At 73.1% G+C, this 20776-nt stretch carries 14 protein-coding genes and 1 pseudogene; 6 read left to right on the top strand and 9 right to left on the bottom strand.

All coding sequences use genetic code 11. From position 1 onward, the window contains the following. The first annotated feature begins 334 nt into the window (after positions 1 to 334). The gene (locus ACFY3C_RS09175; protein ID WP_386577275.1) at positions 335 to 1405 is read left to right on the top strand and encodes a zinc-dependent alcohol dehydrogenase family protein; all 1071 of its coding nucleotides are present in this window, start codon (positions 335 to 337) and stop codon (positions 1403 to 1405) included. Between the two features lie 134 nt (positions 1406 to 1539). Here ACFY3C_RS09175 and ACFY3C_RS09180 read toward each other — a convergent pair whose 3' ends face one another. The 4 genes from ACFY3C_RS09180 to ACFY3C_RS09195 form a co-directional block, all read right to left on the bottom strand. Then, positions 1540 to 1992 carry a pyridoxamine 5'-phosphate oxidase family protein gene (locus ACFY3C_RS09180; protein WP_390770322.1) on the bottom strand — a complete coding sequence of 151 codons (453 nt, stop codon included), beginning with the start codon at positions 1990 to 1992 and terminating at the stop codon, positions 1540 to 1542. A gap of 40 nt (positions 1993 to 2032) precedes the next feature. Beyond that, on the bottom strand, positions 2033 to 4720 hold the full coding sequence (gene ppdK, locus ACFY3C_RS09185; RefSeq protein WP_390770323.1) for a pyruvate, phosphate dikinase: 2688 nt from the start codon (positions 4718 to 4720) through the stop codon (positions 2033 to 2035). A 166-nt stretch (positions 4721 to 4886) separates the two neighbouring features. Continuing rightward, positions 4887 to 5537, bottom strand: a complete 651-nt coding sequence (locus ACFY3C_RS09190; RefSeq protein ID WP_386577272.1) for a CBS domain-containing protein — start codon at positions 5535 to 5537, stop codon at positions 4887 to 4889. 26 nt (positions 5538 to 5563) lie between these two features. Then, positions 5564 to 6022: a cyclic nucleotide-binding domain-containing protein gene (locus ACFY3C_RS09195; protein WP_386577271.1), complete on the bottom strand. Its 459-nt coding sequence runs from the start codon at positions 6020 to 6022 to the stop codon at positions 5564 to 5566. 369 nt (positions 6023 to 6391) lie between these two features. Here ACFY3C_RS09195 and ACFY3C_RS09200 point away from each other — a divergent pair, with 369 nt between their 5' ends. Next, positions 6392 to 7828: an MBL fold metallo-hydrolase RNA specificity domain-containing protein gene (locus ACFY3C_RS09200; protein WP_390770324.1), complete on the top strand. Its 1437-nt coding sequence runs from the start codon at positions 6392 to 6394 to the stop codon at positions 7826 to 7828. Positions 7829 to 7902: 74 nt separating this feature from the next. On the opposite strand, the gene ACFY3C_RS09205 is transcribed toward ACFY3C_RS09200, so the two are convergent. The 3 genes and pseudogenes from ACFY3C_RS09205 to ACFY3C_RS09215 form a co-directional block, all read right to left on the bottom strand. Next, a complete protein-coding gene (locus ACFY3C_RS09205; RefSeq protein WP_386577269.1) occupies positions 7903 to 8415 on the bottom strand; it encodes a DUF2231 domain-containing protein in 513 nt (170 codons plus the stop codon). A 69-nt stretch (positions 8416 to 8484) separates the two neighbouring features. Continuing rightward, positions 8485 to 9424, bottom strand: a pseudogene (locus ACFY3C_RS09210) (acetate--CoA ligase family protein). 28 nt (positions 9425 to 9452) lie between these two features. Beyond that, complete coding sequence (locus ACFY3C_RS09215) at positions 9453 to 11783, bottom strand: heavy metal translocating P-type ATPase (protein WP_390770364.1); 2331 nt, start codon at positions 11781 to 11783, stop codon at positions 9453 to 9455. 292 nt (positions 11784 to 12075) lie between these two features. Between ACFY3C_RS09215 and ACFY3C_RS09220 the strand changes: the two genes are divergently transcribed. From ACFY3C_RS09220 to ACFY3C_RS09235, 4 genes are all read left to right on the top strand, one after another. Beyond that, on the top strand, positions 12076 to 12570 hold the full coding sequence (locus tag ACFY3C_RS09220; RefSeq protein ID WP_386577267.1) for an HPP family protein: 495 nt from the start codon (positions 12076 to 12078) through the stop codon (positions 12568 to 12570). Between the two features lie 48 nt (positions 12571 to 12618). Beyond that, complete coding sequence (locus ACFY3C_RS09225; RefSeq protein WP_386577265.1) at positions 12619 to 12912, top strand: hypothetical protein; 294 nt, start codon at positions 12619 to 12621, stop codon at positions 12910 to 12912. 181 nt (positions 12913 to 13093) lie between these two features. Next, positions 13094 to 13762, top strand: a complete 669-nt coding sequence (locus tag ACFY3C_RS09230; RefSeq protein WP_390770325.1) for a hypothetical protein — start codon at positions 13094 to 13096, stop codon at positions 13760 to 13762. A gap of 2 nt (positions 13763 to 13764) precedes the next feature. Continuing rightward, a complete protein-coding gene (locus tag ACFY3C_RS09235) occupies positions 13765 to 14418 on the top strand; it encodes an RES family NAD+ phosphorylase (protein WP_386577263.1) in 654 nt (217 codons plus the stop codon). A 34-nt stretch (positions 14419 to 14452) separates the two neighbouring features. On the opposite strand, the gene ACFY3C_RS09240 is transcribed toward ACFY3C_RS09235, so the two are convergent. Then, positions 14453 to 16462, bottom strand: coding sequence for a caspase domain-containing protein (locus ACFY3C_RS09240; protein ID WP_390770326.1), 2010 nt, complete (start codon positions 16460 to 16462; stop codon positions 14453 to 14455). A 77-nt stretch (positions 16463 to 16539) separates the two neighbouring features. Beyond that, entirely contained in the window at positions 16540 to 20646 is a 4107-nt protein-coding gene (locus ACFY3C_RS09245) for a CHAT domain-containing protein (protein WP_390770327.1), read from the bottom strand. Positions 20647 to 20776 lie beyond the last annotated feature (130 nt).

A 20776-nucleotide genomic window follows, 5' to 3' on the forward strand; every position in this document is an offset into this window, starting at 1 on the left:
TGGTGCCTCGTGCGTCGTTCGGGCGGACGGCGCCGATCTCCCCGCCGGGAGCAGGTCCGCGGCACCTTCATCGTCCGGCGGCGGTCGCGCAGCGGGGAGGGGCCGATCGGCTCGCAGGAGGGACGACCGGCCCGGGCGCTGCCGCACCGTCTCCGGCCGGGATCGGCACTGTTCGGCCGACGGTGAGGGCCGGACGGCCCAAGCGCCGCCCCATGCGCGCTGCCAGGCTGGAAGGTGCGGGGCAGTCCGGCACCGCGCCGGAAACGGTTTGTGCCGTTCGCCGTAGGCGCCGGAACCAGTGTCCCGCGGCAGACCGACGAGGGTGAGGAGCGTCATGAAAGGCTTCGTCTTCCACGGTCCCGGCCAGGCTTCCTGGCAGGACGTCCCGGACCCGGCCGTCAAGGAACCCACCGACGCCATCGTGAAGGTCGGTGTCGTGACCATCTGCGGGACGGACCTGCACATCCTCAAGGGCGACGTGCCCGAGGTGCGTCCCGGTACGGTGCTCGGGCACGAAGCCGTCGGTGAGATCGTCGAGGTCGGCAGCGACGTACGCACCGTCCGGCCCGGAGACCGGGTGCTCATGTCCTGCATCACCTCCTGCGGCCGGTGCCGCTTCTGCCGTGACGGCAGCTACGGCCAGTGCCGGGGCGGCGGAGGCTGGATCCTCGGCCATCTGATCGACGGCACCCAGGCCGAGTACGTACGCGTGCCCTTCGCCGACCTGTCCGTCCACCCGCTGCCCGGCGGGCTGCGCAGCGAGGACGCCGTACTGCTCGCGGACATCTTCCCGACCTCCTACGAGGTCGGCGTCCTGAACGGGCACGTACGCCCCGGTGACACCGTCGCCATCGTCGGCGCCGGCCCCATCGGGCTCGCGGCGATCGCCACGGCCCGGCTGTTCTCGCCCCAGCGGATCATCGCCGTGGACCTGACCCCGGCCCGGCTGGAGGCCGCCCACCGGCTGGGCGCCGACGCCGTGGCCGACGTCCACGAGGCTCCCGCCCAGCTGGTCGCCGACCTGACCGACGGACTCGGCGCGGACGTGGTCATCGAGGCGGTCGGCGTACCGGAGAGCTTCGAGCTGTGCACCCGCATGGTCCGCCCCGGCGGGCACGTGGCCAACGTGGGTGTACACGGCAGGCCGGCCACGCTGCACCTCGAAGACCTGTGGATCAAGAACGTGACGATCACGACCGGGTTGGTGGACACCTACTCCACCCCCACGCTGCTTCGGATGGCCGCCGCCGGCCGGCTGCCGACCGGGCAGCTGGTCACCCACACCTTCCCGCTGGAGCAGATGGAGGAGGCGTACGAGGTCTTCTCCAGGGCCGGCGAGACCGGCGCGCTCAAGGTGGTGCTCGGCGGGGAGCAGCACGCGGAAGTGGTCGTGCCCGCGGCCTGACGAGAAGAGGGTCGGCTCGCCGCCCGGCGGGTGCAACTCGGCCGTACATGGCGGCAGGTGGCGGCGCGGGCCGGGCACGCACCGCAGTTCACCTGGCTGCGTCCCGGCGAGTGCCGCACGCTGCTGACCCTGAATCAGCCGTCCTCCGGCGCCTCGCCCCGCGCGATGAGGAGGATCCCCGTGATCAGGTCGGGATGGATGCGTACCGTATGGTCCATGCCCGGCTCGGCTGCCCAGGGCTCCAACAGCGCCCGAATGCGCACCAGTTCGCCGGGGTCTGTCACCAGCCGGGCATAGCCCGTGACCACCACACTCCAGCCAAGACGTGTGTCCGGGTCGATGGCGTCGGCCTCGTAGGCGACGACGACGCCGTTGTCGTCGGCCGGTTGGGCCTGGGAGGTGAGGGCCGATCCCTCATGGGTGCGGATGACGATGTCGCCGCCGTCCAGGACGTGGTTGACCGGACGGGCCGTGGGCAGGGCCTGCCGGGTGAAGACGATCCTGCCCATGGACACGGTGCCGAGTAGTCGCAGTGCCTCGGCGCGATCGAGGTCGATGCGCTGTGCCGGGCGGTCATGACGTTTCATGGCTGGCTTCTTCGCGGGTGTGTCGGCCTGGATGCCGTCGTCACCTGGTGTCGCTCGAGTCCGTGCTCCGCAGGGCGGCCCGGCCCGCCTCCAGACGGGCGACCGGGACCCGGAACGGCGAGCAGGAGACGTAGTCCAGTCCGGCTGTGTGGAAGAAGTGGATGGACTCGGGGTCGCCGCCGTGTTCTCCGCAGACGCCGGTCTGCAGGTCCGGGCGGGCGGCACGGCCCTCCTCGACGGCGATCCGGACCAGCCGGCCCACACCCTCACGGTCGAGCGTCTCGAACGGCGAGGCGGTGAACACGCCCTTGTCGAGGTAGGCCGAGAAGAACGCGGCTTCCACGTCGTCGCGGGAGAAGCCCCAGGTGGTCTGGGTGAGGTCGTTGGTGCCGAAGGAGAAGAACTCGGCCTCCTCGGCGATCCGGCCGGCCGTGAGCGCGGCCCTGGGCAGCTCGATCATCGTGCCGACGGGGCAGTGGACGGGCATGCCGGTCTCCTCGCTGACCTCGGCCAGTACCCGCCTCACGTCCTCACGGGTGAGCCGGAGTTCCTCTGCCGCGCCGACGAGCGGCACCATGATCTCCGCCCGCGGGGATCCGCCGGCGCGAGTGCGCTCGACGACCGCCTCGGCGATCGCACGCACCTGCATCGTCACCAGTCCCGGTACCACCAGCCCGAGCCGCACGCCGCGCAGGCCGAGCATCGGGTTCTCCTCGTGCATCCGGTTCACGGCGTCGAGCAACTCCACGTCGTGTGCGTCCGGTTGTCCGCCACCGGCCTTGGTGGCGGCGATCCGCACGGCGAGGTCCGTGCGGTCGGGCAGGAACTCGTGCAGCGGCGGATCCAGGAGCCGGATGGTGACCGGCAGGCCGTCCATCGCCTCCAGGATGGCCGTGAAGTCCCGCCGCTGGAGCGGGAGAAGAGCCGCTAGAGCATGATCGCGCGCGGCGTCCGTGCGGGCCAGGATCATCCGTTCGACCAACTTGCGCCGCTCGCCGAGGAACATGTGCTCGGTACGGCACAGTCCGATGCCCTGTGCCCCGAACCGCCGGGCGCGGGCGGCGTCTTCGGGGGTGTCGGCGTTGGCCCGCACCTCCAAGCGCCGCACCGAGTCGGCGTGGTCCAGGGCGCGGGCGACGGCGGCCACCGTGGTGTCCAGGTGCTCGCCGGTCTCCAGATAGCGCATCGTCGCGGAGGCGACCAGCGGAATCGCACCCGCGTACACGTCCCCCGTCGAGCCGTCGACCGAGATGACAGTGCCCTCCTCGACGACTGCGCCGGCCTGGGCGGTGAAGCGGCGCGCCTCCGCGTTGACGGTGATGTCCTGCGCACCACACACACAGACCTTGCCCATGCCACGGGCGACCACCGCCGCATGGCTGGTCTTGCCGCCCCGCCCGGTCAGTACCGCCTGCGCGGCGACCATGCCGGGCAGGTCGTCGGGGGTGGTCTCCTCGCGCACGAGCACAACCTGTTCTCCGGCCGCGGCCCTGCGTACGGCCTCCGCGGAGTCGAACACGGCCGCGCCCACCGCGGCACCCGGCGAGGCCGGTACACCATGGGCCAGCGCGTCACCGGTCGCGGCGGTGTCGAAGCGGGGGAACATCAGCCTCGCGAGTCCGTCGCCGCCGACCCGGGCCAGGGCCTCGTCGGCGGTGATCAACCCCTCCTCGGCCAGCTCGGCGGCGATGGCGAAGGCGGCCTCGGCGGTGCGCTTGCCCACCCGGGTCTGCAGCATCCACAGGGTGCCGCGCTCGATGGTGAACTCGATGTCGCACAGGTCCCGGTAGTGGCGCTCCAAGGTCTGGGCGTGATCACGCAGTTGCCGGTACGAGCGCGGGTCCAGCCGTTCCAGCTCGGCAAGCGGTACGGCGTCCCGTACGCCCGACACGACATCCTCACCCTGCGCATTCGGCAGGTAGTCGCCGTACAGGCCGGGGCGACCGGTCGCCGGATCGCGGGTGAAGGCGACGCCGCTGCCGGAGTCGGGGCCGAGGTTGCCGAACACCATGCGCTGCACGGTGACCGCGGTCCCCAGGTCGTCCGGGATGTGCTCGCGCCGCCGGTACAGACGGGCGCGCTCGGCGTTCCAGGACCGGAACACGGCGAGGACCGCCTGTCGGAGCTGCTGGGTGGGGGACTGCGGGAAGTCGTGGCCCGTCTCGTCCCGGATCAGGCTCTTGTACGTCCCCACCAGCCAGGCGAGGTCGCTCGCGTCGAGATGGAGATCGTCGGGGGCTTCGCGCGCCTCCTTCAGCAGGGTCATGGCCTCGTCGAACAGGGCCGGATCGACCCCCATCACCGTGCTGCCGTACATCTGGACGAGCCGGCGGTAGGAGTCCCAGGCGAAGCGCTCGCTGCCGGACACCTTGGCCAGGCCGAGCACGGAGGCGTCGTTCAGGCCGATGTCGAGGACCGTCTCCATCATGCCGGGCATGGAGAAACGCGCCCCGGAGCGGACGGACACCAGCAGGGGGTCGTCCGCCTGCCCGAGCAGCCGCCCGGTGGCCGTCTCCAGCGCCGAAAGGTGTCGGGAGACCTCAGCCGACATGCCCTCCGGCTCCTCGCCGGTGGCCAGGAAGGCGCGGCAGGCCTCCGTGGTGACGATGAACCCCGGCGGCACCGGCAGACCCAGCAGGGCCATCTCGGCGAGGTTCGCGCCCTTGCCGCCGAGCAGGCCGGCCAGGTCGCGGCCGCCGTCCTGGAAGTCGTAGACGTAGCGGACCATGACGCCTCTCCTCGGCTCTGCGGTCTCGTACGTCTCCAGGGTCGGACGGGACCGGGCTGCTGAGGGAGGTGCTCTCAGACCCCTGGGGTGGGCCGATCGGCCCCCTCACCCGCAGGACTGCCCGGCATGGCCCCCGCCACTGACAGAGAAACCGCCACGCAGACCACTACTCGTCGGACGCGGTGAGCCGGCAGTCCACGCCCACCACGCCCTCGACGCCTCGCACCAGACGCACGGCGAGAGGAATCCGGCTGGCGTCCGGCACTCGTCCGGTCAGCGTGGCGACGCCCTCGGTGACCATGATGTGCACGGGCTCGACCGGATCCGGGAACAGGACGTCGACCACGTCGCGCCGGATGTCGTCGGCGAGGTCGTTGTCGGGGCGCAGGAACACCTTGAGCAGGTCGCTGCGGCTGACAACGCCTTCGAGCAGGCCTTCCGCGTTCACCACGGGAAGCCGCTTGACGTTGCGCAGGGCCATGATGCGGGCTGCTTCGGCGAGCGTGGCGTCGGCGTGGACGGTGACGGCCGGGGCGCTCATCAGCTCCTCGGCCCGGACCCCGCCGGCCTTGGCCATGTCGGACAGCCGACGCAGCTGGGTGAAGCGGTCCGGATCGCTGTCCCGGAACTCCTCCTTGGGCAGCAGGTCGGCCTCGGACACGACCCCGATCACCCGGCCGTCGCCCTCCAGCACGGGAAGGGCACTGACCTTCCACTGATCCATGCGCTCGACGATCTCCTTGAACAGAGCCTCGCGGCCCACGGCGACGACGGCATGCGTCATCACGTCACTCACTCGATGCGGGCTGCTGTGCATGCTGTCCTCCTCGCGGGACCGGGCGGTCACGTCAGGCCACCGCTGCCGTAGGGGGCGTAGAGGTCGAGCAGCCGGACCCGGGAGGCGTGCAGCCGCTGGGCCACCACCCGTCCGATCCAGACCGCGACCGCCCGCCCGAACTCGGGATCGGCGGCGCACATCTCCCGGACCGTCTCGGCGTCGAACTCCCAGGCCCGCACCGGGCTCGTCGCTTCCGCGCCCAGGTGCCAGATGTACGGCGGGAAGTGCCAGGACCAGCCGACCAGTTCGCCGTGCCCGAGCGACTCGATGACGGCGGGACGGCGGCCGGGCACCCGCAGGTCCAGGGCGACGGTCCCGGTACGGACGATCCAGAAGCGGTCGGCGTGCCGGCCCTCCTCGAACAGGTGGGTCCCGGGCTCGAAGGAGACCTCGCGGGCGAGGCTCATCAGCCGTTCGCGGTGCTTGGGCTCAAGGGCCGTGGTCATGGTCGTGGCGGAGGTCATCGCACCGGCTCCCTTCATGGTCTCTGCTTCCAGCGTGGGCGCATCCGTGCCCCGCCGCCACGGGCCGCTCGGATCCGACCAGGGCCCTTCGGCCCATGGGCCCCGGTATCCGTCGCCACGCAGGCTGGAAGCATCCGCTGTGGGGGATGGATCGCCGCTGCTCGCGGATCCACCGACCAGGCCGCGGCATGACTGGACGGGAAGGGCCACCCACTTCTCGCGGATCCGGATTGCGCGGTGCGCGGCTGCCGGCCGCTTCCCCGCGTCTCCAAAGGGTCCTTCCCGTCACTACCAGCGCACCACGGGAACCACCGTTCCACCAGGGCCGTTCGGCCCCAAACCGGCGACATACGCGAGGAGTCGAGACTTATGACCACCGCGACTCCCGGGCCCGCGGCCCGGCCACTGGGCGGGCAACGGCCCGCGCTGCTCACGTTCCTCGGCGCCGTGGGCACGGTCACCGGCAGCAAGTTCCTGGTCGAAAGCGACCACGCCCGCGTCCTCGTCGACTGCGGCCTCTTCCAGGGCCTCGCCGACCTGCGTCGGCGCAACTGGCGTGGCCTGCCCTGCGACGCCGAGGACATCGAGGCCGTCGTGATCACCCACGCCCACCTGGACCACTGCGGCTACCTTCCGCGTCTGGTCCGCCAGGGCTTCCGGGGCCCGGTGGTGACCACCTACTTCACCGCCCGCCTCATGGAGATCGTGCTCCGCGACAGCGCGAAGCTGCAGATCGAGGCCGCTCAGCACGCGAACGAGCACGGCTGGTCCAGGCACCGGCCCGCGCTGCCCCTGTACGACGACTCCGACGTAGACAGCACCCTCAAGCTCCTCGCTCCGGTCCCCACCGGGACGGAGACCGATCTCGCCGCCGGCACCCGGCTCACGCTGCACTCCGCCGGCCACATCCTCGGTTCGGCCTGGGCACGCCTCACCCTGGAGGACGGCCACACCCTCGCCGTCAGCGGCGACCTCGGCCGTCCCGGTCACCCGCTGCTCCTGCCGCCGGAACCGTTCTCCGGCGCGGACGTGCTGCTCATGGAGTCCACGTACGGCAACCGGGAACACGAGCAGGAGGCCGGGCGAGCCCGCTTCGTCGGCGTACTGAACCGGACGTTGGCCCGGGGCGGCACCGTCGTCATCCCCGCCTTCGCCCTCGACCGCACCGAGGTCGTCTTGCACGAACTCGCCGAGCTGCGCCGCGCGGGCCGACTCCCGGCCGATGTTCCCGTCTACGTCGACAGCCCGATGGCACTGGCTGCCCTGGACGTCTACCGGGACGCAGTCCTCAGCCGGGCCCCGCAACTCCGCCCCGAGATCACCGCGGAAGGCATGGCCGCGCTCAGCCCCGAGCCGTTTCTCGCCGTACGGTCCGTCCAGGAGTCTGTCGAACTCAGCCGGTCCGGCGGCCCGGCGATCATCGTCTCCGCGTCCGGAATGGCCACCGGCGGACGCGTCCTGCACCACCTGCGCCGACTGCTGCCCGATCCACGCAACGCGGTTGTCGTGGTCGGCTTCGCCGCGCAGGGCTCCCGTGCCCGCGACCTCGTCGACGGAGCCCGCGTGCTGAAGATGTTCGGCGAGTACGTCCCCGTCCGGGCCACCGTCGCCGACCTGCCGCTCTTCTCGGCACACGCCGACGCCGGCCAGATCGTCGAGTGGCTCCGCGCGGCACCCGCCCCGCACACGACGTACCTCGTGCACGGAGAGCCCGACGCGGCCGCAGCGCTGCGCGACCGCATCGACCGCCAACTGGGCTGGACGGCCGTGGTACCGCGCTCCGGGGAGCATGTGCTCGTCCGCTGAACGAAGACGCATGAACACGGCCGCAAAGGCCCTGCCGAACGCGGGGCGGGCCGGGACGAGCGGCCCGCGCAGAATCAGGAGCCGCCCTTCTCGCCCGTCGCCGTCTTCGAGTAGGCGTCGTGCCAGGCGGCCTTCGCGCCGGAGTCGCCGATCCGGTAGACGTCCACGACCGCCCCCGCAGCAACGGCGAGCGAGAGCACGCCCACGACGATGCGTACCGGGAGGGCGGACCAGCGCCTGCCGTCGCCCTGCCCGGGCTCCGCAGGAGCGCGCCGCCCCGCCCACCAGACGACCGCTGCCAGCGCGAACAGGCCCAAGGCCCAGGGCAGCAGCCCGTCGCCCAGCTCGGTGTGCCGGCGTACCAGCGCGTCGTCGTCCACGTGCTGTTCGAGCCACTCGCCGGCGTGGGTGGTCAGCGGCACACTGATCAGAGCGATCAGAGCCAGCAGCGGCAGCAGCGGACCCAACCGCCGGGCGGCGCGCGGCCACAGCGCGGCTGTGACCAGGGCCAGCGCGGTCAGGGGTATCAACACGACGACCACGTGGACCAGCAGGACGTGGGTGGGCAGACCGTTGAGCAGATTCATCGAGGCGCTCCTGAGGGGTGGGGCGCGTCAGCCTGGCACAGCAACCTCTCAGTTACCTCTCAGGCCCCGTCAGCGCAGCCTGCGCAGACAGGGGTCGTGGGGGTGGCGCGGTACGAGCCGGACGCGGACGTCGAGCGTCGTGACGCCGCGCTGCCCGGCCAGGACCGGGTTGAGGTCGGCTTCCGCGAGTTCGGGCAGGTCGGAGGCCATACGGGAGAGCCGGTGCAGCAGCTGTTCCAGGGCGCCGAGGTCGGTGCGGGGCTGCCAGCGTGGCCGAACAGCAGCGGGGAGCACCGGGGCGAGGTGAGCAGGTCGTGCACGTCGGCCCTCCCGCACTCCTCGGCGACCTCGGCAACTGCCGCGGCCGGTACGGCGATCACGGCCAGGTCAGGCACGTGCGGCAGGTCGGCGACGGACCGGCAGGCGTGCACCCCGGCGATCGCGGCGGCCTCGGGATGCACGGCGTACAACCGCCCGGTGTAGGAACCGTCGTGGATGTTCCGCAGGATCGCGCGCCCGACCGACCCCGGCTTGCGGCCCGCGCCGTTCACCGTGACGGTGCCGGGGCGCAGCAACGGCCGCAGACTGGCGACGTCGGCCAGCCGGCCGCGGGACTCCACGGCGCTCAAATAGGTCTCGTCCTCGGCGAGTTCGACGGTGCAGTGCACTTCGGGTCCCTCGAAGTGGCGGGTGACGCGCCACCGTCACCGCGATCTCGGCCGTGCTGCCGCCCGGCAGAAGCTCGTACTCGGCCAGCCCCACGATTCGCCCGTCGTGTTCGGCGGCCAGCGCGCGCTAACCGGGGCGTTCGCCTCTGGCCACCCGCTCGGCGGCCCGCCGGGCGGAGACCGGGTTGGCGGAGAAGAACCGCAACCGCAGGTTCTGCGGTGACATCTCCTCGTACAGCCCCTGGACCGCCGCACGATCAGCCGGCCCCGCCTGCCGTATGCGAACGGTGGTTCCGTCGGTCAGCAGGGGCATGCACCGGGACTTCCTGGATGCCGGTCATCACGAACTCAACCTCCGGACGACGGATCTCACTGAGCCAGTGAGAAGTAGCTCTCCTCCTCCTGCGTGAAGTGCAGGCGGAGGACGGTGTGCAGTCCGTACAGGCAGGAGCGCAGGTCGTCGAGCTGGCCGGAGGACAGGCCACCCTCGGCGCGGGCCAGCCGCAGGTGGGTGGCGATGCGCCGGGAGAGGCGTTCGATCTCGGTGTGGGCCCGGCTCATGGTGACCGTGGCCTCCGGGCCGCCGAGAGCGGGGGCGAGGGCGGGGTACAGCTCGTGCTCCTCGGCGTACTCGTGGGGCAGCAGCCGTTCGGTGAGCAGCCGGTGCGCCTCCTCGACGGCGGCCAGCGCCTGCGGCCCGGGACCGTCGGAGAGGTGATCGGCGGCACCGCGCACCGCTTCGAGCACGTCCTGGAGGTCGTCGTGTTCCGACGCGAACCGGTGGATGAGTGCCTCGGCTGCGGGCGTCAGCGCCGGTCGCGTGGCCTGGCCGACGCGCAGGGCCCGCAGGGCGTTGAGGATGACGGCGACATCGATGGCCTCCTGCAGCAGGGCACCGGCGGCGGGCGCCAGCAGGCCGAACGCGGCCGCGGCCATCGCGGCCAGGGACAGCGCCATCCCGCCCAGAGCACTCTGCACGGCGATCCGCCGCGCCCGTACGGCGATGAACACGGCGTCGGCGAGCCGGTCCACACGATCGGTGGTCAGCACGATGTCGGCGGCCTCCGAGGAGGCGGTCGAGCCGCGGGCACCCATCGCCACACCGATGTCCGCGGCGGCCAGGGCGGGGGCGTCGTTCACGCCGTCGCCCACCATGACGGTGATCGCGCGTTCCCGTTCCGCCCGTACGACGGCGACCTTGCCGGCCGGGTCGAGCCCGGAGCGGACGTCGTCCAGACCGAGGACGGCGCCCACCTCACGGGCCGGCTCCGCGCGGTCGCCCGTCAGCATCAGCAGCCGCTCGATGCCCGCTGCCCGCAGGTGGCGCAGGGTGCGCGGGGCGTCGTGGCGCAGGGGATCCCTCAGGAGCACCGCACCCGCCGGACACCCGTCGACGGCCAGCCAGGCCACGGCAGCACCGTCGAGCAGCGCCCGGTTGTCCACCGCCCTCGCCCAGGACGGCCGGGCGCCGGACGCGTCGATGCGGCCGACGGACACCCGGTGCCCGTCCACGATGCCCGCAGCACCCCGGCCGGGCTTCTCGGCGACATCGGACGGGACCGACAGGGCCAGCTTCCGTTCGTGTGCGGTGTCGACGATCGCCTCGGCCAGGACGTGGGGCGAGTACTGGTCCAGTGACGCGGCCAGCCTCAGCACCTCCGCCGGCTGCCACCCCGGTGCGGCGACCACGTCGAGGACGTGAGGGCGGCCGCGGGTGAGGGTGCCGGTCTTGTCGAGCAGCAGGGTGCGGGCCCGGCCCAGGTTCTCCAGGGCGCCACCGTCACGCATGACGACTCCCAGGCGTGAGGCGCGGGAGATCCCGGAGACGATGGCCACCGGCGCGGCCAGCAGCAGCGGACAGGGGGTGGCGACCACCAGCACCGCGACCGCTCGTACCGCCGAACCACTGAGCAGCCAGGCCAGCCCCGCAACCGCCAGGGTGAGCGGAAGGAACCAGGCCGCGTATCGGTCGGCCAGCCGCACCACGGGTGCGGACTCGGCCCCGGCCTGCCTGGCCAGTCGCACGATTCCGGCGTACGTGCTGTCCTGCTCGGTCGCCGTGGCCCGCAGCTCGAAGGCGCCGCCGGCGTTGACCACCCCGCTGCGGACGGAGTCGCCCGCCGCCCGTTCGACGGTGAGGGACTCGCCGCTCAGCACGGACTCGTCGAGGTTGGCCAGGGCACCCTCCACCCGCCCGTCCACCGGGACGACCTCGCCCGGACCCACGACAAGCAGGTCACCTACGGCGACTGCGGCCAGCGGAACCGTGGCGACTCCGTCGGCCGTCCGGCGACGCGCCGAGCGGGGCGCACGCTCCAGCAGCGCACGCAGATCGTGCGAGGCCCGCCGCCGGGCTGCCGCCTCCAGCGTGCGGCCGGTCGCGAGCATCAGCGCGATGAGCGCACCGGCCAGGTACTCGTGGACGGCAAGGGTGCCACCGAGCGCGAGAACCGCGATCAGGTCGACCCCCGCGCGGCCGTGGCGGAGAGCGGCGAGCACCCAGCCCACCGCCGGTGCCACCGCGGACACGGTGCCCAGACCCCACAGGAGGTCGGCGAGCGCCTCGTCACCGGCGAGCCAGGCGGCACCCCCTGCGGTCAGGGCCGCCGCCGTGATGACCAGGAGGGTCGGCTCCAGCCGTGGCGAGGCGACCGCCCTGGTCAGAGAGCGCAGCCGGGTGGCGAAGGCGGAGCGGTTCATGGCCACCTCCGTCCGTTCGGCGTCGTTGCCCGTGATCCGGTCCCCGTCCATCACACCTCGGCGCGCTGGGCCCGTGGCAGGGGACGAACGGCTCTTCCGCCAGGGCCGTACGGACGCTGTTCGCGCCCGTGCGCCTCTGTCGTCGCCCTCAGGTGTCGCCCTCCGGTCGACGAGGGTCCATCGGCCCCTCGCATTGGCCTCACCGGCCCAAGACGTGCTCCGCGGGCCGGGCGAGCGTGAGGAACACACACTTCGTACCACCGTCGCCTGACCGCCCTGGGAGGAGGCAGCCGTGGACGAGAGGCTCTCCGTGGGCGCCCTGATGGGCGAGGCGCCATACTCGATCAGTGAGGACGAGACCCTTCTGATGGCCTGGGAGGTGGTCGAGCGGTCCGGGCAGCGCCACCTGCCGGTGGTTCGCCAGGACGGCAGCTGCGCCGGTGTGCTGGACCGCGCCGAGCTGGCCGTCGCGTGCGCGGACCCCGCGGTGACACTGTCCCGCAGGAAGGTCCGCGACCTTGTGCACGGGCGCCGCACGGTCACGGTCCATCCGGAGGAATCGACGCTCCACGCGGCGGCTGTGATGGCGGAGGAGGACATGGACGCGCTACCGGTCACCGACGCGCACGGACGACTGACCGGGCTGCTCACGGCTCGGGACTACGTGGCCTCGGCCGCAGGTCTGCACGGCCGGGCCAAGCCTGTCAGCGAGGGCCCCGCACGGGCGACCCTGCCCGGGCTGCCACCTCGCCGCGCAGTGAGGGAGCACGGGATCGTCATTCCGTAGGAGGGACGAGCGGCCCGGTCGCTGGAACCAGAGAGGAAGGCTGACGTCATGGTCTGGGCATCATGGACCACCCCCGGGGTGTTCACCGGCCGGGGCGGCGCATGTACCGACGAGGCGGGGGTCGTGAACGGCGACCTCACCGTCCACACCACCTGGGACGGCAACGAAGCCGACGTGACCGTCCAGTACACCGGCACCTCCGAATGGTTCACCCTGACGGGAAGCCCGGTGCCCTGCCATTCGGAGCAGGAGAGCCGGAATCTGCACCAGGCCGTGGTCGCGGCCGTCAGAGCAGGCGGCGGAGTCACCCTTGAACAAGGGCGCATCAGGGAAACAACCTGAGACGGCGACGGACCTGGCTCGGTCCTTCGTCGGGAGACGGCGGGCGTAGACCTCCTGCTCCGGACAACGCCCCTGCATCACCCGGGCATTGACCTGTGCGACGGCTCGGACGGCGGTACGGTCGACCACGGCGCGCCGCATGCCCGTGGCCGCGCCCGTGAAGCCGGGGGAGGGGCAGCAGGTGAATCCGTTACAGGTGCTGGCCGCGGTGGCGGCCGCGTGGGAACGGCTGGGGCCGTATCTGACCCGCCTGTCGGGAGAGTCCCGGGAGCGGTTGGCATCGGCTCTGGAGGCGCTGCGCGCGGCGGACGCTGGAGGCGAGCGGCGCGGCCACGCCGAGGCCGCCGCACGGCTTGTCCTCGACTGCCTTCCGCCGGAGGAGGCCCGGCGGCTGGATGCCGGGGACGACGCCCGTTACACCGCAACCGCCGGGGAGACCACCGTCCACGGGTTCCGCGCCGACGACCTCGCCGTGCTCCTGATCGACGGCAGCCCCATGGTGGGTCCCGTGCTCGGGCCCGTCCGCACGCGCCTGCTCGCGCAGCCGGCGCTGGACGACGCGGACGTACGGAGCCGGGGCGGCGATCCGCTGGCCCCGGGCCTGATCCGGCTGCCCGGCGCCGGGGGGCGCGGGTTGCTGCCGGGCTTCCAGTTCCGCGAGGACGCGCTGCCGTGGCGGGTGGTGCTGGAGGTGAACGCGATCCTCGACGCGGGCCGGGACCCGTGGGGGGCGGCCGACTGGTGGCTGTCGGACAACGCCTGGCTGCGCACCGCGCCCGCGTCGCTGCTGGGTACGGCCCGGGACGAGGAACTGGTCGGCGCGGCCCAGTCGCTGCTGGAGGGGGAGTAACGGTGCCGAACGTGCCTCCGCCGGCCGCACTTCCCGGCACGCCCACGAAGGTGACGCTCTCCGCGGGCACCGCACTGTTCCGGGTGCACCTCTCGTCCCGTGCCGGAACCGCGTTCAACCCGGCCCCGGCCGACCGCCTCTACGGCGGCGGGCGCTTCGACGCGACGGAGAACCGGCCCTACGCCTACCTGTACGCGGGGCTGGAGCCCACGGCGGCGGTGTGCGAGTCGCTGCTGCGATCGGTGCCGTTCGCTCCGGACGGCGGGCCCCGTGTACTGCCGCGCGCGGGCGTCGTCCGCAAACGGTTCACGTTCCTGCGGCTGGCAGCCGACGTCACGGTGGTGTCGCTGATGTCCGGCGCCGACCTCGCGGCGGTGGGACAGGACTCCTGGCTGGTGCAGGCCGAGGCCGCCGAGTATCCCTGGACGCGGAACTGGGGGCACTGGATCCGCGACCGGACCGAGCCGTGGGCGCAGGGCTTCGTCTGGCCGTCCAAGCGGGAACCCGCCGACCGGGCCGTGATCCTCTTCGCCGACCGGTGCGCGACGGACACGGTGGCCGAGTCCGCGGAGCCGGCCGTCGACTTCGGCACCCCGGAGGGCGAGGACTGGCTGAACTCCGTGCTCGCGCCGTATCACGCGCGCGTGGCGCCCTGAGCGGCGTCCGCGACCGACTCGCCCGGCGCGCCGGTCAGCCGCGGGCGGGGCGGTCGGCCGGGATGACCGTGCGCACCGGGATCGTCCGTGTCGTCCACTGGCCCGGCCCCTGCGAACGGGGCACCCCCAAGTCGCGGTCGCCGTGGCCGGGCGGAGTGAGACGCAGCATCCCGTCCGCGCCGGCCCGCCGGGCGCCGCGGTCGTCGGGGCTGTCGGGGTCCCAGGCCGGCAGATGGAAGGGGACGGTGTTCAACTCGCCCTCGGTCACGATGAGTTTCAGCCAGTCCCGCACCTCCGCCCCGGGGCGTGCGCGCCGCGCCGGGACGGACATCGCCACCGGCCGGTCGTCGAGCGCGAAGCCCGAATGGCCGGGCCCGATGAAGTGGCCCGGGTACAGGTCCGTGTGGCCGGCGTAGCTGTCGGTGAGATTCAGCAGAACGCACCACAGCGTCTGGGTCGCCGAGCGGTTGTGGAGGCGGATGGACAGCCAGGGCTCCTGCGGACGGCCGGACGGCGAGTGACGGTAGCGGCAGACGATCTCGCCGCTGCCGTCCGGGAGGATGGGGCTCGGGCCGTCGGAGCTCCAGGGCCCGTCGTACGTCCAGGTGAGGATCTCGACGCGGACCAGATCCCTCAGCGGTGAGGACGGGTTGTCCAGGGTGAGCAGCTGGTGCCAGCGCGTCAGATGGTGCAGGCAGTCGGCGACCCGCCGGGCGTCCTCCGGCCGGTCGAGCCGCAGCGGCGGCACGGCGGCCGAGCCGTCGCGCCGCAGGACGTCGGCCCCGAGGCCGCCGGTGCAGTGCTCCGGGGACACGACGACGCGCAGCAGGTGGCCGGGGGCGGAGCCCTGGCCGTCGACCAGCCGCAGCAGCGGCGTGGGTCCGCCGTCGGGGCCCGCCGAGGCGATGGCCTCCCGTGCCAGCTCGGCAGCTCGGCGGGCTGCGGTGGAACCGTCCGGTGTCTCGACGCGGACACAGGTGGGCGGCAGTGCGAGCGCCGACAGCGCCACTGGATAGACCCGCCGGCGATCCGGCTCCCACCCTCTGGGTTCGACCTCGGTGCGGTCGGCGTGTACGGTCCGGGCTCGTACGACGCGGGATGCGGCACCGGGCGCGGTGACGGTGAACTCGGTGACACCCGGGCCGTCACCGTGCAGCCCGTGGACGCGGCCGCAGTCGATCTCCCAGCCGTGCGGGCCGTTCCGCAGCAGGTGGGGGGCGAGGCTACGGGTCACCACCCCGCCGAGGAAGGGCTGGTCGGCGATGCCTCCGGGCTCCGGCGGGAACAGGACCGGGTGCTGATCGGCGCGCTCGGTCTGGACCCGGCAGTGCGCGGCGGCCAGCAGATCACGGTAGGTCGCGCCCGGTCCCGCCGCCCGCAGTGCCTCCAGCAGGGCGTGGGTGAACACCCCGTACGGCACTCCGTCGAAGTCCCTCTCGTGGGACAACTGGTTGAGCCGGCTGGCGGCGAGCAGCACGTGGCGGCCGGGCGGCACGCCCGAGGCCTCAGCCAGCCGCCGTTCCCCACGGGCCTCGCCCCACCAAGCGGCGGGCGGCGCATAGCGGGTGGTCAGGTCCGCCGCAGCGGGCCTGCGGGTGGCTCCGCCCGAGAAGCAGCAGTCGAGGACGGCGGCGACATGCGCGCCCTGCGCGGCGACCGTGTCCAGCAGCGAGCCCAGCTCCTTGTCGACGAGCGGGCGGCCGCCCTCCCGTGGACTGTCGACGCAGACCAGCGCCTGGTAGCGGCCGGTGGCCTCGGTCCGCCGGTGCAGGGGCAGGACGGCCTCGTAGTCGGTGCCGTGCCCGGAGAACCAGAAGAGCGCCGTGTCGCCGCGCCCGGCGGCCCCGAGATGGTCGCGGATGGCGGCCACGAGGGCATCGGTCGTCGCCTCGTCGTTCCTCAGGAAAAGGGGCTCGAAGGCGCCGCCCCCCAGACCGGCGAGCAGCCGCGCGGCCGCTTCGACATCGTTGACGGCGCCCCTCAACTTCCGCTGTGGAACCGGGTAGTCGTCGATCCCCGCGAACAGCGCGTACACAGTCCCCATGGAGGAAGTCTTGCAGGGCGCGGCCCGCTCCTTCGTGCACAACCAGGCTATTTGCGGGGCGACTTCCGGTTGCCGCGTCACTGGCCGAGGTGGGTGAAGCCCGCCCAGCCGCGCAGGTCGTTCGGGTCCACGGAGCCGACCTGGGCCGCCAGTTCGGGCGGCATGGTCGCGGGCGGCCGCCGCTCGGGGTCGAGCATCCACAACTGGGCCAGGCGCAACGCCGTGGCGGGGCGCGCACGCTCGGCGTTCAGGTAGTGGTGAACCATGAACATCAGATACGAGGTCGCCTCGTCCGGCACCGGCCACAGCGAGCCCAGCACCGACCTGGCTCCGTCCACGAGGAACGCCGTGGACAGCGTGAACGCCTCGTCGTAGCCGCGCCCGGAGACGTGGGTGGTGCAGGCGGCCAGGGACACCAGGCCCAGTCGGCCGGGCCGGTCGCGGCGCTGGGCGTCCTCGGTGAGCTGCTCGGCGGCGAGCGCGCCGCCCGCGAGGCGGAGGTGCGACGTGCGGGCGGCCGAGTGCTGGAGCACCTCGGCGTGGCAGGCCAGATGCAGCACTCCGCCGGGAGACAGGCTGCGCAGCCTCAGCCAGCCGAGGACTTCCGCCGGGGTGCCGACGCCGGTGGCCCTGCCGGGCGCGTGTCGCCCCAGGTAGGGGGTGGTGCGGTAGAAGGCGGCATGCAGGGCGCTGGCCTCCCGGCCCGCGTGGGGCAGGTCTCCGGTCGGGTTCCCGACGACCAGGCCGGGAGCGTCGTACGGAACCGGCTCGCGGGCCATGACCTCACAGAACAGGCGAGCCGAGGCGGCGTACGAGACGACGGCGTCCTGGACGGCGTACCGGTACCGGCCGTCCCGCTCACGGCTGCGGGCCGCGTGCCAGGGTACGGCGGCGAGGTGTCCCATGGGGACCAGCACCACCTTGGGGGGCCGGGTGGCGCCCTGCGCGCGGAGATGGGCGAGCAGCGGCTCCGTCACGGCTTCCGAGGCCCAGTCGCAGACATCGTCCAGCGCGCGGCGCTCGATCTCCCGGCCGTCGGCGGACGCAGCCGGCGCACCGTCGACCGGCCCCATGTCCCGGTTGCCGGGCCCCGTCCGCGGACTGAGGTAAGCGGCGAGCGCAGGGGCGTCCGCTGCCAGTCCCGACAGGCGCACCAGGCTCGTACGGCCGTCGGCGTGAACGGCGACGGCGCCGCCGCTGCGCCAGGATCCCGCGCCCTCGCCGGGCACCAGGTACACCAAGGCGTCCGCCCCGGCATGGCACAGCGCGGCGGCGATGTCGGGGAGGGGAGGCGGGGTGAGCAGGTGGCCGTGGTGGGTTAGTGGCGCCGTCGTGCCGGCGCCGTCGGCCGCCGCGCCGGTCATGAGATCGTCGGTGCCGGCCAGGACCTGGAGCACTCGGTGACGGAGGTCCCCGGGGATGCCCTCGGCCGTTCCGGGGTCGTCTGCGGCAGCCGCCGCACGCCACTCGGCCGCGAGGTCGGCGCGGCCGGCGGCCACGAGCCGTTCCGGTACCGTACCGGCGGCCGAGGCCGCGTGCAGCACCAGCCCGCGCCCGGCGTCCAGCGCCTGCACCGCTTCGTCCGGGCATCCGTCGTCTATGCACCAGCGGGCCACTCTCAGGGCGTGTTCGGCGGAGAGGGCGAGGGCCTCGGCCGTGTACTCCGCGCGGGACTGCAGCAGGACCTGCCAGGCGTGGCCGCGCAAGGCGCGGAGCCCGACCTCACGGCTGCGGGCCAGGTGTTCGGCTCGGGCGCCGTGCCTGGCCGTGCCGGCGCTGCGGTATGCGTCGGCGAGCTGCATCGCTGCCGGCGCCCATCCGAAGTGCCCGGGGTGTGCCGCGAGGCGCACCGCCTCCTCGGCCCGGTGGACGGCCTCGTCCAGGTCGCACCCGTCGTGGCCCGCATGGTATTTGCGCAGCTGGAGCGTTGCCAGGGTGAGGGCGAACCGGAACCGGTTCCCGCTGGCGCCTGCGGAATCCGACGCGAGAGCCTCCCGCAGCAGCGCGATGGCGTCGTCGAGTCGGCGGGAGTCCGGGTCCCGCATGACCCGCAAGCCGAGTGCGAGCCCGGCCGTGCCCAGGGCCTCGGCGCGATCGCGCGGCGGCAGCGGCGCCGACTCCTGTCGCAGCCGGTCGGGGTCGATGTCCTCGGGCCGCGATGCGGCCTGGGACGTGGCGCCGGGGGCGAGGAACTGCTGAGCGGAGGTCAGCGCGTCGAGCACCATGACCACTTTGGGCCGCATGGCGTCGTCCGCGGGGAGTCGGTCCCGGGCGTCGCGCAGGTCTGCCGCCGCCGCGGCCAGCCCGGCGCCGTCGTTCACGGCGAACGCCTGACGGGCCTGGATCAGGGCATGCTGCACCGCCGCGCACACGCGCGTGTAGGCCGTCACCGACGGCTCGGCACGCAGGACGGCCAACTCGGCGGCGGCCTGCGCGAGGGCGTCCTGCGTGCCGAGCACCTGCGCCCGGAAGCAGAGGGCGGCCATGCGCCAGACCTCCCGGCTGCCGCGCAGCGCATCGCCCTCCACCGCGGCGTCCGGCCTGGAGAGGGCGATGTCGAAGTGTTCCAGCGCGACCCGGAGCTGCTCCGGGTCGTAGGACTGCCCGCCGGCGGTCAAGGCTGTCTGGCCGGCCACCGTGTGAAGGCTCGTCCGCATGGGGTCCTCCTGCGGCAGGGCCGCCATGGCAGCACGGAGCTGTTCCGTGACCTCCTCGGCGGTGGGGCTGATCCCCAGCCCGCTGAGGGCGGGCGAGAAGAAGGCCATCAGCGACATGGACAGTCGGCGCAGTCCGGTGGCCGGATCGGCGTTCTGGCAGCGCTCGATCACCCTCTGCAGGTCCTCGCCCAGGGGCCCGGAAGTCGTCAGGCCCAGCCACTGGAGATCGCCGGCCGCGTCACCGCCGGCCTGTGCCCCGCTCGCGCCCGGCACGGCCATGGCCTGCTGGAGTGCGGTCGCCGCCTGCTGGCCCGCGCCGATGACGGGATCGTCGGCCACGTCCGGCAGGTGCCCGGCACGGACCCGGACCCCCCTGATGTATCCGCGGGTGACTACCAGGAAGTTCCGGACGCCGGGCGGGCACGTGGGCACGGAGAGGGCCTCGGCGTACGCGTCCTCCGTGGCGCGCAGCGCCTCCGCGTCGAGCGTCCCGAGCGCGACCAACTGCCATGCGGCGGCCAGGTCCATGAGCCCGCTCCAGCGGTCGGGAGCGTCCGCGGGCCATTGGTCGGCCACCTGGCGCAGCACGGCGAGGGCCCGTTCCGCGTCCGCCGCCCGAGTCTCTTCGCCGGCCCGCTCACGCAGCAGTCGGCCGTAGCTCCTCAGCACCGGCAGCGGAAGCTCCGCCAGGAGGGGACTGTCGAGCGGCAGGTGGTCCAGTTGCACCAGGGCGAGGGCGGCATCGCGCGCGTTGCGGTGCTGCCGGGCCTCCGGCAGCCGCAGGAGCAGAATCCGTGCGAGCTGGGCGCGGGCGATCGGGAACCAGCCGCCCTCGCACTCGGCGGAGTTCTCGCCGTCCTCGACGGCACGCCGAGTTTCGGCGAGGGCCCGGTCGAAGTCGGCGTCGGCGCCGGTCAGATCGAAGCGACGGGCGTACTGCTGTCCGTAGTGGAAGCGGAAGAAGGCCGGCTGCTCCATGGGTTCGGGCGCGCCGTCGAGTGCCTCGCCGAGCTGCGTGATCGCCGCTTCGACGTCGGCCGGGTCGTCGGTGCTGGGGAAGCGAGTCCCGTAGGCGATCCCCAGCCGGGCTCGGACCTGCCGGGTGATCTCCTCGCCCGGGGCGAGGACGGCCGCGGCGGCCTCCAGCTGCCGGATGGGCTCCACCAGGAGAGCGGCGAGTTGGTCCGGGGGCGTGCTGGATTCGTAGGTCGCCTCGTACCGGGCCCAGTGCAGCTGGCCGAGGATTCCTTGCCATTCCGGCGCGTCGTGGTGGCCGGGGTCGTCGGCGAGCGCCTGATCGACGGCGGCGATCGCGGCGTCGAGATCGCGCGGGTCGCCCTGCCGTTGGCCCAGCTCCGCGAGCGACAGGCCCAGGGCGACCCGCGTCGCCGACGCGTCGAGATCTCCGTCCAGCGGCTGCCGTGCCAGTTCGGCACGGGTCTCGGTGATCCACTCCCGCAGTTCCTCGTCGGATACACCGCCGAGGTCCCCGTCCACGCGTTCCTGCTCGGCCGTGCCGTCCGACATCCCGGGGCTCCGTCCCGGGGCGCCCCCGCGCCCCCCCTTGTACCAGTGAACCTCAACTCCGGGCCGCTGATTGGCTGTTCGGCGGTCGCTCTCCGGGTGGATCCCGGTGCTGCGGTCAGCGCCGTGACAC

Source organism: Streptomyces sp. NPDC001410 (assembly GCF_042895235.1).
Classification (GTDB): Bacteria; Actinomycetota; Actinomycetes; order Streptomycetales; family Streptomycetaceae; genus Streptomyces.